The following is a 13,802-nucleotide window of genomic DNA, read 5'->3' on the forward strand; positions in this document are numbered from 1 at the left end:
TATCGGTATCGTCGACTCTCCAAGGACTATGAATGCCTCACCCTATCCAGCGAAACATTCATTCAAATCGCCATGATCAATTTGATGCTCAACAGACTGGAATAGCAACTTTTAAAACACGCTCTTAAGCCAGAGGTGGTATCGCTATGAAGGCGCTCATATCTCTGCTGGCCCTTGTTCTGTGGGTACAAGTGCAGGCGGAGGAGATAACGATTGCGACAGGTGAATGGCCGCCATATTCCGGGGATTCTTTGCCTGGGAAGGGTACGGTAATGACTCGTCTCTCAGAAGCTTTCGCCTCGGTAGGGGTTAAGGTTCGTTACGAATTTATGCCGTGGAATCGCGCAATGAAGCTCACGCGAGTGGGTAAATACGTTGCTACACCCTTGTGGTTGAAAACAACCGAACGGGAGCGGGATTTCTCCATGATTGGGCCAATCGAGAACATCACGTTTGTGATTTTCCATCGTAGAGGACGCCCCATTGAATGGACGAATCTGACTGACTTACGTGGTGTGAAGCTTGGCTTCAGCAATGGCTACTTTTACGGCCCGGACTTTGACCGTATGGCAAGCGATGGCACCTTCAGTATTGATAGAGCGCCGACCGATGAGCAGAACCTCAATAAACTAGCCCATGGTCGTATCGATGGTTTTCCCATGGACCGTGAAGTAGGCGAGTATTTGATTGGTCTTGCTAATGATCCTGCAGTAAGGGAAGGGCTTACCTTCAACCCCAAACCCATCCATGTGGGCCCGACGTATCTGTTGGTTTCCCGCAAACACCCAGCCGCAGAATCACTGATTCGGCGATTCAACAGCGCCTGGCCTAACTTTCGCCTGTCCAATCCTTGAGTGGAGTCTGGTCAGCAATCGAGCTGGATCGGGTTCTGCAACATAAGCTGCCCGGTTTGTGATTGGTGCTGGGGTTGGTGGGGCTTGGCCCCTACAATACTGTCTTGTCTTTTATCGTCTGTTCGCAGGGCTGTCGTCCTGATCGCCAGAGAGAACTCCATGCCGCAAATGAACTGGCCGCAATTATTGTCGGCCGATCGACTGGGTGCGCCTCGCCGTCTGCCGGAAACCGGGCCAGCTATTGGCAGGTCTGATTTTCATAAGGATCACGACCGGATCGCATTCTCTTCCCCGTTTCGCCGCCTGGGCCGCAAGACACAAGTGCACCCGATGACGGAGAACGACCATGTCCATACCCGACTGACGCACTCGATAGAAGTAGGTTGTGTCGGGCGGTCTCTGGGCATCATGGTCGGCCAGGCGCTCGGAGCCAAGTTACCCGTGCATATCATTCCGTATGACCTTGGCGCCATTGTCCAGGCAGCTTGTCTGGCACACGATATTGGCAACCCACCGTTTGGCCATGCGGGTGAATACGCGATTCGCGACTGGTTTCGCCAGTCGTCCAATGCATACATGTTGCAGAACCTCAGCCCGCAGGAGCGGCGCGATGTTCAGACCTTCGAGGGAAATGCCCAAGGCTTCAGGGTGGTGACCCAATTGGAGAACCATCGTTTTGATGGCGGTATGCGGCTGACCTATGCCACGCTTGGCGCCACGCTCAAATATCCGTGGACCAGCGAACATGCGGGCTTCAAAGAAAAATTCAGCTGCTACCAGGCCGAGAAGAAGCTGCTCGATGAGGTAGCGCATGAGCTTGGGTTGATCGCCAAACAGAATGGAACATGGTGCCGTCACCCGCTCAGTTATCTCATGGAAGCAGCGGATGACATCTGCTACGCGATCCTGGATCTGGAGGACGGGGTGGAAATCGGCATGCTGCCTTTTGAAACCATCGCACCGATGTTGATCAAACTGGCTGGTATTGATGATGACTTATTGCGCCTGGAAGTTGCAGGTGCGCCTAGTGTGCGGCGCAAGATGTCGCTTTTGCGTTCCAAGGCGATCGACCGTTGCGTGCGTGAAGTCACCGCGGCTTTTCTGCGTAGTCATGACCAGCTGCTGGCTGGCGAATATGAAGGAGACCTCATCGCGGCCTGCCCGGACTTTGTCCGCCATGGCATCCACGAAGCCAAGCAACTGGCGCGCGAACGTATATTCAACAATCGACGCAAGGTTGAAATCGAAGTCGGCAGCTTCACCTGCCTCGACATTCTGCTGGAAGCGTTCTGTGGTGCAGCCTACCAGTTACGTACTGAGCCGGAGAGGCTCAGCTTCCGCAATAAACGTATTCTGGATCTGATGGAGTACAACGCCCCGTATAAGGAATGGCCTTTGTATGAAAGCTACATGCGGGTACTCGACTTTATCGGGGGGATGACAGACAACTACGCTACCTATTTGGCGCAGCAGGTGGGTGGGATGGGGCGCTAGACCAGTTCAAATCTCGCTGGCCAGGCGCAGAAAACCGGCGCTGCCTGTGCAACCGGTCATGTCCGGCGACCGTGCTAGAATCCCCGCAAACTTTACTCCCCCGTGAGACTTCCCGCTGTGCCTATTCCCGATCGCCTCGTCATCGCCACGCGTGAATCTGCGTTGGCCCTGTGGCAAGCTCGCCACATCGCTGCCCGGCTTGAATCGTTGTATACCGGTCTTAAAGTCGAACTTCTGGGCATGACCACCCATGGTGATCGTATTCTTGATGTAACGCTCAATAAGATCGGCGGTAAGGGCCTGTTCGTCAAAGAGCTTGAAGTCGCATTGCTTGAAGGTCGTGCTGATCTGGCCGTGCATTCGATGAAGGATATGCCGATGCGCATGCCAGATGGCTTTGCCATCGCAGCGATTACCGAGCGTGAAGACCCGCGCGATGCATTTGTGTGCAGCCAGTACGCCAGTCTTGCCACCTTGCCGAAAGGCGCTGTGGTAGGGACGTCCAGTCTGCGCCGTGAAGCGCAGGTCCGGGCAGCTTTCCCACATTTGGCGGTCAAACCACTGCGGGGCAATGTGCAAACACGGTTGAACAAACTCGATGCCGGTGAATACCAAGCCATTATCCTGGCGGCGGCGGGCCTTAAACGGTTGGATATGGCCTACCGTATCCGAGCTGCGCTTACACCCGAAGAAAGCCTGCCCGCGCCGGGGCAGGGGGCGCTCGGTATCGAGATCTGTGCTGATCGGACTGATCTGGCTGAGTTATTGGCTCCACTGAACCATGCTGAAACCGCCGACTGTGTTAACGCCGAACGAGCCATGAGCCTGCGACTCGACGGTTCCTGCGAAACCCCATTGGGTGGATACGCCGAGGTTGTTGATGGCCATTTCCTGCGCATGCGTGGTTTTGTTGCCAGCCCCGATGGTAGCCAGATGCTGCGTGCTGAAGCTAATGGCAGTCGTGCCGCTGCTGTGGGCGTGGGACGTCAGGTCGCCGATCTGATGTTGACCGAAGGTGCGCGCGCCCTCCTCAAGCCTGCCGTGTAAACCGCTGAGATACTTCCCATGAGTCGTCCGCTTGCCCAACGCCGCTTTCTGATTACCCGACCGGAAAACCAATCCGCTACGCTTGCCGGTTTGCTGAGCGAGGCGGGTGCAGTGCCGCTGCTCGCACCGATGATCGCAATCGGCGAGAGCAGTGATCCCGCTGGGTTGGCTGCGGCGCTGCAGCGCCTGGATGAGTTTGACCTGGCGGTATTTATCAGCCCTACAGCCTTGGATGTGGTGACAGAGCGAGTAAGTCCTTGGCCCGCAAAACTGCCTGTAGCGGTGATAGGCATGCCCTCGCGGGAAAAGGCGCTGGAGCTGGGCATGCAAGATGTGATCAGTCCTGATAACCAATTCGATAGCGAAGGTCTTTTGGCGCACCCAGCGCTACAGCATATGACTGGGCGGCGCGTGGTGCTGTTCCGTGGTAATGGCGGCCGCGAAGTACTGACGGAAACCTTGCGTGAACGTGGCGCCACCGTAGAGGTCGTCGAAGCTTATCGCCGCCAGATGCCCCGCCTGACGCATGAGGATGTGCTTGCCTTGCTGGCTGAGGGCTGCGATGGCGTTATCGTGACGAGCTCAGAAGCGGTGAATAATATGTTTACCCTCGCCGATAGCGTGTTGGCTTCCCGGTTGCGGAATATCCCTTTCTTCGCCAGCCATGCGGCGATTGTCGAAACGGTACGTCGTCATGATGTGACTGAAATCTCGTTACTGACTCCGGGTGACGCCAACATGGTGGCGGAGCTACAGGTACGCTTCACACCTAAGCCTGCTCCGGTGCCAAAGCCTGCTGCCCCAGTCCCTTCCTCGGTGCCGCCCCAACCAGTTGCGGTATCTCCGTCGAAAGCGGTTACTGATAAGCCGGGTCGCTTTTTCGGGGATACCACTGGTCGTGCATTCGCCTGGGTATTGATGATGGTGGTGGTATCCGTGCTTATGTATCAGTTCCAGGCGAAAACGCCGCACCAGGAATTGAATGCGCGGTTGAGCCAGTTGGAAGCGCTGCAGGGCAGTTTGAGTGCCGAGGCGCGGCGCGATGGGGCGCAGTTACGCCAGCTGGATGCCCGGCAGAATGCGACCCAGGCGCAACAGGAGGAAATACTCGCCCAGCAGTCGGACTTGCAGGCGCTTTATGGATCGGTAGCGGGCGATCATGAAGAGGCAGCCTTGGCCGATGCAGAGCTGACCTTGTCGCTCGCCAGCCAGCAATTACAGCTGACTGGGAATACGGGTGCAGTTTTGGCAGCTTTATATCGTCTGGAAGAGCGTTTGGCCGGTAACGATAAGCCGCGGTTGCAAAATCTGCGGCGCGCAGTGGTGCGCGATATTGATCAGCTCAAAAGCGTACCGTGGGTCGATTATGTGGGTTTGTCAGCACGTTTGGACAGCTTGGCGGTACAGGTGGACAAGCTGCCGCTGCTGGTGGATGCGGCGTCTGTAGAGGACGTGGACAAGTCGAAACAGCCTGCCACCACGGTGCTGGGTGAGCTGGGTCGTGCCTTGGGGGCTTTAGTGGAAATTCGCCGTCTTGATCGGCCCAACCCCGTTTTGTTGGCGCCGGAACAGGCCTTCTATCTGAGAGAACACTTGAAGTTACGTTTGCTGAATGCGCGCCTGGCGTTGTTGCAACGCGATGAGTCAACCTTTCGGCTTGATCTTTCCGCCATCCAACTGGCCTTGCGTGAGCAGTTCGACACGCGCAGCAAGCCAGTGAAAGCTGTCATGGCTACCCTGGCGGAGCTGCAGGCGGCTCGGCCGGCACAGACCTTGCCTACGCTGGCCGATAGTGTGAATGCGGCCCGTGAGGCGCGCCGCCAGACAGGTCGGGAGGACAGTAAATGAAGTCGGTGATCTGGCTGCTGGTGCTCTTTACCCTGGCAGTATTGCTGGCGTTGTTTGCCCGCGAGAATAATGGCTACGCCCTGCTGTTTTTCAACCAATGGCGTATGCATTTGTCGCTAAATGCTTTTGTGCTGCTGTTCCTGTTCTTACTGGGCGGGGGTTATGGCTTAGTAAAATTGTTGGACTGGGTGGTCAGCATGCCGGGTAACGTACGCCGTTATCAGGCTGCAAAACGTGCGCTCAATGCCGGTAAGTACCATCGCGAGGCTTTGTTGGCGATGTTTGAGGGTAGGTATTTGCGTGCAGAGCGGAATATGCGGGTGGCTTTGGCTTCGCAGGACAATGCCGAGTTACGCTTGGCTGACACCCTGATTGCTGCACGAGCCAGCCATCATTGCCGTGATTTTGAGCGGCGCGATGCCTACATGGAGCAAGCGCGTGAGATAGGTGGTCCACGTTCGTTGGCGCGTTTGATGTTGGAAGCTGAGTTGTTGGGCGAGCAGTATCGCACCCGTGAAGCACTGGACTTGCTGCAACAGGTGTATGCGATTTCTCCGAAGCTGACGTCTGCGTTGAAGTTGGAGCTGAAATTACGCCAACAGGAGAATCACCCGGCGCGAGTACTTGAGCTGACAAGTATGCTGGAGAAGAGCGATGCCATTGAGGCGGGGCAGGCTTTTCGCATACGCGCCCAGGCCCGTCTGGCGCAAATCAAGATGGCGCCTATGGATAACCGTGAGTTGGAGCGCTGGTGGGCTGGGCTTGGTAAAGACGAGCGTCATCAGCCGCGTTTGGCAGCTTCTGCAGCCCGTGAGTTTGGCCGCCTTGGTCTCATCGAACGAGCCGAAGCCATTGTTGTAGATGCCTTGGAACACAACTGGGATGTCGCCCTCCTGGAGGTATACGGTGAGCTTGGCCGTATGGGGGGGCATGGCGGTGCAGTGAAGCGCCTTGCCCGCGCGGAGGACTGGTTGCGCAATCACCCCAACGATCATTCGCTACTACTGGCATTGGGGCGCCTGTGCCGCGATGCGGCGCTGTGGGGGAAGGCACGTACCTATCTGGAAGCCAGTGTGGCAGTGACGGCAACCCCGGTTGCACATGCAGAGTTGGGCCAGTTGCTGGAGCAACTGGACGAACGTGAGGAAGCCAACGAGCAATACCGTGCCAGCCTTGGGCTTGCTTTGGACCTGCTGGAGCGCCGAGGATGAGTGTTGCGCTGCTCGCAGCATTGCATTATCTGGGCGCAATGGTCCTGATGGCATGTCTGGTGGCAGAGCATCTGCTCATCAAGCCTGAGCTGGACGTTGCACGGGCCCGCAGTCTGGCCAAGCTCGATCTGCTATATGGCGTAACTGCAATGGTGCAAATAGGTAGTGGCATTGCCCGGATGTATAGCGAAAAGGGTATGGACTTCTATCTGCATAACCCGTTTTTCCACGCAAAATTGACGGTCTATGCTGCTGTCGGCATTTTGTCTATTTATCCTACGCTGCGCTTTATTGCCTGGAAGCGGGTTGCAGTTTCCGAGGGAAAAGTGGTACCCATTGAGCTCAAGCGTGTGGTGATGCTAATACGCATTGAGTTGCTGTTGCTCCTGTTGATACCGGTGTTAGCCAGCATGATGGCCCGTGGTATTGGAATCTAATTCGGATCAGAGCTGGTCTGGAGACAAAATGGCCTTAAGGACAGTCTGCGGCGCATTGTCGCGTATCCGGCATTGCAACCACCAGACCCCGCCTTTCTTGACGCTCCAATCGGCCTCAAAGCCAGCCAGCAGGCTGGAAGCCAGTCTGCCCAGATGCGGCTGATGGCCAACCAGAACCACATGTTCCTGATTATCGGGCCAACCGGCGACGGAGAGATGATCGGCAACAGTGGTGCCTGGGTTGAGACGGGCATCCACCATATGGTTGGGATATAGGGCTGCCGCGGTCTGGCGGGCACGTATTGCTTGGCTGGCGATGATTTGGGCGCTAGCTGGTAGTTGTGATTGCAGCCAAGCAGCCATTCTCGTGGCCTGTTTTTGTCCTCGGCTGGTCAGCCTGCGTGCAAGATCGTCAGTACCTTCTTCTGCTTCGGCATGCCGCCATAGGATCAAATTCATCGTTATGCCTGCAACCGAATCGTGAACAGAGTATTTAGTCTCGCGCTTTGGCTGCCAGTTCGGTTAACAGCATGCCCTGGGCGCTGCGCAGCTTGCCGCCACGCGACCTTTTCTTGCGATAGCGCCCATCCGGTTGCATCTCCCAAGCCTGAGCATTATCCACCAGATAGGGGCGTAGCCCTTCACGTATTACCCGTCGTTTGCTCTTGCTGTCGTAAATCGGGAACGCAACTTCAACGCGACGGAAGAAGTTGCGCCCCATCCAGTCGGCAGACCCCAGGTAAACGTCTTCCATACCGTCGTTAAAGAAATAGAACACTCGGGTGTGTTCCAGTAAGCGCCCGACGATGGAGCGGACCTTGATATTCTCACTCAGCCCTTTTACACCGGGGCGCAAGGTACATACACCACGTACGATGAGATGTATGGTCACACCGGCCTGGCTTGCGGCGTAAAGCGCTTCGATAAGCGCGGGCTCCAACAAAGAATTCATCTTGGCGATGATGACGGCGCGACGGCCCGTGCGGGCGATGTTCGCTTCGCGGTCGATCGCAGCGACCATCGACGAGTGCATGGTGAATGGCGACTGCCAGAGCGCTTTCAGCTTGCCTGGGTTACCCATGCCGGTGAGTTGGATGAAGACATCGTTCACGTCGGAACACTTGTCTTCGTTGCTCGTCATCAACCCGAAGTCGGTATACAGCTTGGCAGTACGCTGATGGTAGTTACCTGTGCCGAGGTGGGCATAGCGGCGCAGGCGGCCTTCCTCCCTGCGGACGATCAAAAGCATCTTGGCGTGGGTCTTATAGCCATATACGCCGTAGACGACATGCGCCCCGACACGCTCTAGTTTCGCCGCCCAGTTGATATTGGCTTCCTCATCAAAGCGCGCCATCAGCTCGACCACGGCGGTGACTTCCTTGCCTGCTTCTGCGGCTTCGATCAGCGCTTCCATCAACGCGGAATCCTTGGATGTACGGTACACCGTCATCTTGATGGCAACGACAGCTGGGTCGCGGGCTGCCTGTTGCAGGAGGTCGATGACGGGGGTAAAGCTCTGGAACGGGTGGTGCAGCAGAATGTCGCCATGGCGGATCGCAGCAAACATATCGGGTTGCTTGCGCAACTCTTTGGGTACGCCCGGCATGAAGGGCTGAAACTTGAGGTCGGGCCGGTCCACCTGATCAGGTACCTGCATCAGCCGAACAAGGTTCACCGGGCCATCAACCCGGTAGACGTCTTCGCGCAAGAGGCCAAACTGCTCGCTCAGATAATCCGAGATATGGTGCGGGCAGTTGTCGGCGACTTCCAGTCGCACCCCATCACCGTACTGGCGTTGGGTAAGCTCCCCTTGTAAGGCTGCGCGCAGGTCCTTCACGTCTTCCTCATCAACGTTCAGGTCGGAATCACGCGTGACTCGGAACTGATAGCAACCCTTGATTTCCATACCAGGGAATAGCTCGTCCACATGGGCGTGCAGTATGGATGAGAGAAACACAAAGCCGTGTTCAACACCGGAAATTTCGGATGGCAGCTTGATGAATCGCGGAAAGATACGGGGAGCTTGCACGATGGCAATGCCTGATGACCGCCCGAATGCATCGCGGCCATCCAGTTCCACTGCAAAGTTCAGGCTCTTGTTCAATAACCGAGGGAATGGGTGTGCCGGGTCGAGCCCGATAGGCGTCAATACCGGTGCTAGCTCGCGCTTGAAATAGTTATGAACCCAGGTACGCTGCGCATCGTTCCAACGAATGCGACGAAGAAAGACGATACCTTCCTCTGCCAATTCCGGCAGGATGTTTTCCCGCAAAATCGTGTATTGCCGCTCCACCAGGGCGTGGGCCTCGGTTGAGATGCAGTTGAAAGCGGCTTCGGGCGACATGCCATCCGGCGCGGGCCGGGTGGAGTGCATACGGATATTTTCCTTTACCCAGGCAACTCTCACTTCAAAGAACTCGTCCATATTGGACGAGACAATACAAAGAAACTTCAGCCGCTCCAGTAGGGGATTGTTAGGATCTTCTGCCAGCGCCAGGACACGGCGATTAAATTCGAGCAGACCGAGTTCCCGGTTCAGGAATAACTCGGTGGTGGCTTCGTGCTTGGCGTGATGAGCGAGAGTCATGGAGCAAGTCGTAATGCGGGTTCAGGCGTTGAGTATAGCGAAGCGCCGCGATGGTTGGCCGCATGGGAAGCCACAAAATCAAATGGCCGCGTTAGAAGCGGCCATTTTGTCGTGCTGGAAGCGCTAAATTATCTTAGTGCTGAGGTGGTACATAGCCCTGTGGCATATCGGCCCCGGTGCCGAAGAAGTAATTCTGCAACTGCTGTGTCAGGTACTGGCGTGCACGCGTATCCGCCAGATTGAGACGATTTTCGTTAATCAGCATGGTCTGGTGTTTTACCCAGGCTGCCCAGGCTTCCTTTGACACACTGTCAAACAGCTTTTTACCCAGCTCCCCAGGCATGGGGGGGAAGTCCAGACCTTCGGCTTCTCGGCCGAGCTTGATGCAGTTAACCATTCTGGCCATAGCGGTATTCCTTTCAAACGTTGCAGATGATGATCACGGAGTGACCATCATGGCTTTGGTTCTTAGAACTTGTTCCGAGTCTCGCAAGCTAGGGCAAGACAAGGCGAAAACAATTGAGGAAGCAGCGTTTACAAGGGGTAAGTGGGCATTCCGAAGACGTTTTCAACATAGTATTGCCGACGCGTAGCAGACGCTGAACTGGTTCTCAGACGTTAAACAGGAAGTTCAGTACATCACCATCCTTAACCACGTATTCCTTGCCTTCCGCACGCATTTTGCCGGCTTCCTTGGCGCCTTGCTCACCCTTGTAGGTAATGAAGTCATCGTAGGAAATCGTCTGGGCTCGGATAAAGCCACGCTCAAAGTCGGTGTGGATAACGCCGGCAGCCTTGGGTGCGGTATCGCCGGTGTGTATAGTCCACGCACGTACTTCTTTGACCCCAGCAGTAAAGTAGGTTTGTAAGCCAAGTAGTTTGTAACCGGCGCGGATCAACTGATCGAGGCCAGGTTCTTCAAAGCCCAGGTCCGCCATGAAGGCGGCTTTGTCTTCGTCGTCGAGGTCAGCGAGTTCCGCTTCGATTTTTGCGCAAAGTGCGACCACTGGCGCACCCTCCTTGGCTGCATGTTCTTTTAAGCGATCAAGGTGCGGGTTGTTCTGGAAACCGTCTTCCAACACATTGCCTACATACATGGCGGGCTTGATGGTCAGTAAGCACAGTGGTTTGAGCAGTACTTTTTCTTCATCCGCCAGTTTCAGGGTACGGGCAGGCTGGCCGGCATTCAGATGTGGCAACAGCTTCTCACAGACGGCGATTAGTTTCTGCGCGTCCTTGTCGCCGGACTTGGCCTTCTTGCCTTCGCGCTGCATGGCTTTCTCAACAGCAGTAAGGTCGGCCAGCGCGAGTTCGGTGACGATGACTTCGATATCAGCCAAGGGATCAATGCGGCCGGCGACATGCACAACATTTGGGTCGTCAAAGCAGCGAACCACGTTCACGATGGCATCGGTCTCGCGAATATTGGCCAGGAACTGGTTACCCAACCCTTCGCCTTTGCTGGCGCCCGCAACAAGGCCGGCGATATCGACAAATTCGACAATGGCGGGTTGGATCTTTTGCGGGTTGACGATGGTGGACAGTGCTTTCAAGCGCGAATCTGGTACTTCCACGATGCCGACATTAGGCTCGATGGTGCAGAAAGGATAGTTTTCCGCCGCAATGCCGGCCTTGGTTAACGCATTGAAGAGAGTCGACTTACCTACATTGGGTAGTCCAACGATGCCGCATTGAAGGCTCATGGGAAATTCCTATCTGATAAAGCGTAATGTTAAATCGAGTATGGATACTGGGTTAAAACCGGTTCACAAGCACGTTGTATATCTCTGACCGGGACCAGCCTATTACTCAGCATCTGTTTTGCGCTGTGTTTACTGGTTACTTACGATACATCGTAAATAAAAGCTTTAGACCAAACCGATTGGTAACTGCCCCCATCTTGAAGGCTGCCAGCCCAAGCAAATCTAGCCTTCAGGCTTAGGTGGTTTTGGCTTTGTATTTACGGCCATGGTCGCTCTGGGGAATTCACCTGCAGCCAGCAGTGGCCAAGCCTTGAGGCTGTGTTCGATGGCAGTCTCAATATCTGGCTGTTCAGTCTGACGTGGGCGTTGCAATACGAAGTCGACCACAGACTGATTCAAGTTCAACGTACGTGGGTGCCCTATACCCAGGCGCAGGCGCCAGAAACTGGCAGTACCCAAAAGTGCCTGGATATCCTTCAAACCGTTGTGCCCGGCGTGACTTCCACCCTGCTTGAGCTTTGCCTCGCCGGGGAGAAGATCCAGTTCGTCGTGTACCACCAGGATGGCTTCAGGCGGTATCTTGTAGAACCTTGCCAGAGCGGCAACCGACTGGCCGGAACGATTCATATAAGTGGTAGGCTGCAACAGCCAGATATCGTCGCGACTACGGCCAGCCAAGCCCAGGAATTTACTCTCCGGGCGTAACACGACACCGAGTTCTTTGGCCAAGTTATCCACCCACCAAAAGCCAGCATTATGCCGTGTCTCGGCATATTCGGCCCCCGGATTACCTAGACCAACGACCAGTCTTATGGGCTGTGTAGTTGCACTCATTTAATCAGTCCGGAACAGATAAAAAAACGGCTCGCCAGCCCAAAGGCGACGAGCCGTCTTGCGAAGCTGCGCTTAACTGACTTAAGCGGCGGCTGGTGTTTCTTCGGTAGCACCACCACGGATGGCCAGGATGGTGGCCACAGTGCCGTTGTCACCGTGCTTCAGCGCGACGAGCTCAACACCTTCAGGCAACTTGAGGTCAGCCAAGTGGATTGAGGTACCGGCTTGCAGGTCGATCAGGTCCACTTCGATGAACTCAGGCAGCTTGCTGGGCAGGCAGGACACTTCAACTTCGGTCAGCACGTGCGACACGATACCGCCGCTGGCCTTCACGCCTGGTGCATTTTCAGCATTGATGAAGTGGAGTGGAACCTTGGTATGGATTGGCTTGTTGGCATCCACACGTTGGAAGTCCACGTGCATCACAATCTGCTTCCATGGATGGTACTGGGCATCACGGATCAGCACAGGCTCGGCTTTGCCATCGACTACGAGGCTCAGAACGGAAGCATGGAACACTTCATTCTGCATGGCGTAGTACAAATTGTTGTGGTCCAGCTCAATAGCAACGGGGGCCTGATCCGCACCGTATACGATGCCTGGAACCTTGCCCGCGTTACGCAGGCGGCGGCTCGCTCCGGTGCCCTGTTGTGCGCGGCTTGTGGCGATAACTTCAATAGTCATAACTAACTCCTGAACTACAAGAAAAAACACTACCCGCGACCAGGCAGTGCTTGGATAAACGGCCAGCGGTGAGGCTGGCCGTAGAAAACTTAGTCGACAAACAGTGTCGAAACAGACTCTTCGTTATTGATTCGTCTTAGCGTCTCTGCAAGCAATGGCGCGAGACTGACTACGCGAATCCGGTTAGACTTCTTAGCCGCTTCACTGAGCGGGATCGTGTCGGTGATGACCAACTCATCAAGTTCGGACTGCGCGACCCGTTCCACTGCCATGCCAGAGAGCACGGGGTGGGTAGAATAGGCCAATACGCGCTTTGCACCATGCTGCTTGAGGGCTTCTGCCGCTTTGCAGAGTGTATTCGCTGTGTCGACCATATCATCCATGATCAAGCAGGTACGGCCTTCAACGTCACCAATGATATGCATCACTTCGGAAACGTTTGCTTTGGGCCGGCGCTTATCGATAATGGCCAGCTCCGTATTCAGCTGCTTGGCCATGGCACGTGCGCGTAAAACACCGCCGACATCTGGAGAAACTACCATCAGGTCTTCGTAATTCTTGGTGCGGACATCATCCAGCAACACTGGCGTAGCGTAGATGTTGTCTACAGGGATATCGAAGAAACCCTGAATCTGGTCCGCGTGCAAGTCAACTGTCAGCAAGCGGTCAACGCCAGCTGCTTGCAACATATTGGCCACGACTTTGGCGGAAATAGGTACACGAGCAGAGCGTGGGCGACGATCCTGGCGGGCATAGCCAAAATATGGCATTGCAGCGGTGATACGACCAGCTGATGCGCGTTTCAACGCATCTACCATCAGCAACACTTCCATCAGGTTATCGTTGGTGGGTGCGCAAGTGGACTGCAATACGAAAACATCGCGGCCACGTACATTTTCCAGCAACTCTACAGTGGCTTCTCCATCGCTGAAGCGGCCAACCGTGGCCCGGCCTACTGTGATATCGAGGTGTTTAGCGACAGCATCCGCCAACTGTGGGTTGGCATTGCCGGTAAAGACCATCAAATTTTCGTAGGCCATATCCTGATCCCTGAAAAAAAGAAAGCGTGTAATCGTTATTACACGCTTTCTGGTTTCTTTTTT

General features: G+C 55.4%; 13 protein-coding genes and 1 pseudogene. 7 read left to right on the top strand and 7 right to left on the bottom strand.

Annotation, left to right across the window (positions count from 1 at the left end; all coding sequences use genetic code 11):
* From ACUHMQ_RS14980 to ACUHMQ_RS15010, 7 genes and pseudogenes are all read left to right on the top strand, one after another.
* Window positions 1-105, top strand: a pseudogene (locus tag ACUHMQ_RS14980) (IS5/IS1182 family transposase); the annotation flags it as partial.
* A gap of 167 nt (window positions 106-272) precedes the next feature.
* A complete protein-coding gene (locus ACUHMQ_RS14985) occupies window positions 273-854 on the top strand; it encodes a substrate-binding periplasmic protein (protein WP_445296270.1) in 582 nt (193 codons plus the stop codon).
* 159 nt (window positions 855-1,013) lie between these two features.
* On the top strand, window positions 1,014-2,348 hold the full coding sequence (locus ACUHMQ_RS14990) for a deoxyguanosinetriphosphate triphosphohydrolase (RefSeq protein ID WP_445296271.1): 1,335 nt from the start codon (window positions 1,014-1,016) through the stop codon (window positions 2,346-2,348).
* Window positions 2,349-2,450: 102 nt separating this feature from the next.
* On the top strand, window positions 2,451-3,395 hold the full coding sequence (gene hemC / locus ACUHMQ_RS14995) for a hydroxymethylbilane synthase (RefSeq protein WP_445296272.1): 945 nt from the start codon (window positions 2,451-2,453) through the stop codon (window positions 3,393-3,395).
* 18 nt (window positions 3,396-3,413) lie between these two features.
* The gene (locus ACUHMQ_RS15000) at window positions 3,414-5,243 is read left to right on the top strand and encodes a uroporphyrinogen-III C-methyltransferase (protein ID WP_445296273.1); all 1,830 of its coding nucleotides are present in this window, start codon (window positions 3,414-3,416) and stop codon (window positions 5,241-5,243) included.
* Complete coding sequence (locus ACUHMQ_RS15005) at window positions 5,240-6,454, top strand: heme biosynthesis HemY N-terminal domain-containing protein (protein ID WP_445296274.1); 1,215 nt, start codon at window positions 5,240-5,242, stop codon at window positions 6,452-6,454. Before ACUHMQ_RS15000 ends, ACUHMQ_RS15005 begins: the two co-directional genes overlap by 4 nt.
* A complete protein-coding gene (locus ACUHMQ_RS15010; protein WP_445296275.1) occupies window positions 6,451-6,891 on the top strand; it encodes a DUF2214 family protein in 441 nt (146 codons plus the stop codon). The genes ACUHMQ_RS15005 and ACUHMQ_RS15010 overlap by 4 nt, the downstream gene beginning before the upstream one ends.
* 6 nt (window positions 6,892-6,897) lie before the next feature.
* Here ACUHMQ_RS15010 and ACUHMQ_RS15015 read toward each other — a convergent pair whose 3' ends face one another.
* The 7 genes from ACUHMQ_RS15015 to ACUHMQ_RS15045 form a co-directional block, all read right to left on the bottom strand.
* Window positions 6,898-7,350: a SixA phosphatase family protein gene (locus ACUHMQ_RS15015; protein ID WP_445296276.1), complete on the bottom strand. Its 453-nt coding sequence runs from the start codon at window positions 7,348-7,350 to the stop codon at window positions 6,898-6,900.
* Between the two features lie 34 nt (window positions 7,351-7,384).
* Window positions 7,385-9,478 carry a polyphosphate kinase 1 gene (gene ppk1 / locus ACUHMQ_RS15020; protein WP_445296277.1) on the bottom strand — a complete coding sequence of 698 codons (2,094 nt, stop codon included), beginning with the start codon at window positions 9,476-9,478 and terminating at the stop codon, window positions 7,385-7,387.
* A 133-nt stretch (window positions 9,479-9,611) separates the two neighbouring features.
* Window positions 9,612-9,884: an oxidative damage protection protein gene (locus ACUHMQ_RS15025; RefSeq protein WP_445296278.1), complete on the bottom strand. Its 273-nt coding sequence runs from the start codon at window positions 9,882-9,884 to the stop codon at window positions 9,612-9,614.
* A gap of 205 nt (window positions 9,885-10,089) precedes the next feature.
* Window positions 10,090-11,181 (bottom strand): redox-regulated ATPase YchF, encoded by a 1,092-nt coding sequence (ychF, locus tag ACUHMQ_RS15030; protein WP_445296279.1) that lies wholly within the window; start codon window positions 11,179-11,181, stop codon window positions 10,090-10,092.
* 222 nt (window positions 11,182-11,403) lie between these two features.
* Entirely contained in the window at window positions 11,404-12,015 is a 612-nt protein-coding gene (gene pth / locus ACUHMQ_RS15035) for an aminoacyl-tRNA hydrolase (protein WP_445296280.1), read from the bottom strand.
* 81 nt (window positions 12,016-12,096) lie between these two features.
* Entirely contained in the window at window positions 12,097-12,699 is a 603-nt protein-coding gene (locus ACUHMQ_RS15040; RefSeq protein ID WP_445296281.1) for a 50S ribosomal protein L25/general stress protein Ctc, read from the bottom strand.
* An 89-nt stretch (window positions 12,700-12,788) separates the two neighbouring features.
* Window positions 12,789-13,739 (bottom strand): ribose-phosphate pyrophosphokinase, encoded by a 951-nt coding sequence (locus ACUHMQ_RS15045; protein ID WP_445296282.1) that lies wholly within the window; start codon window positions 13,737-13,739, stop codon window positions 12,789-12,791.
* Window positions 13,740-13,802: the final 63 nt, after the last annotated feature.

It is taken from the genome of Chitinimonas violaceus (assembly GCF_052601015.1).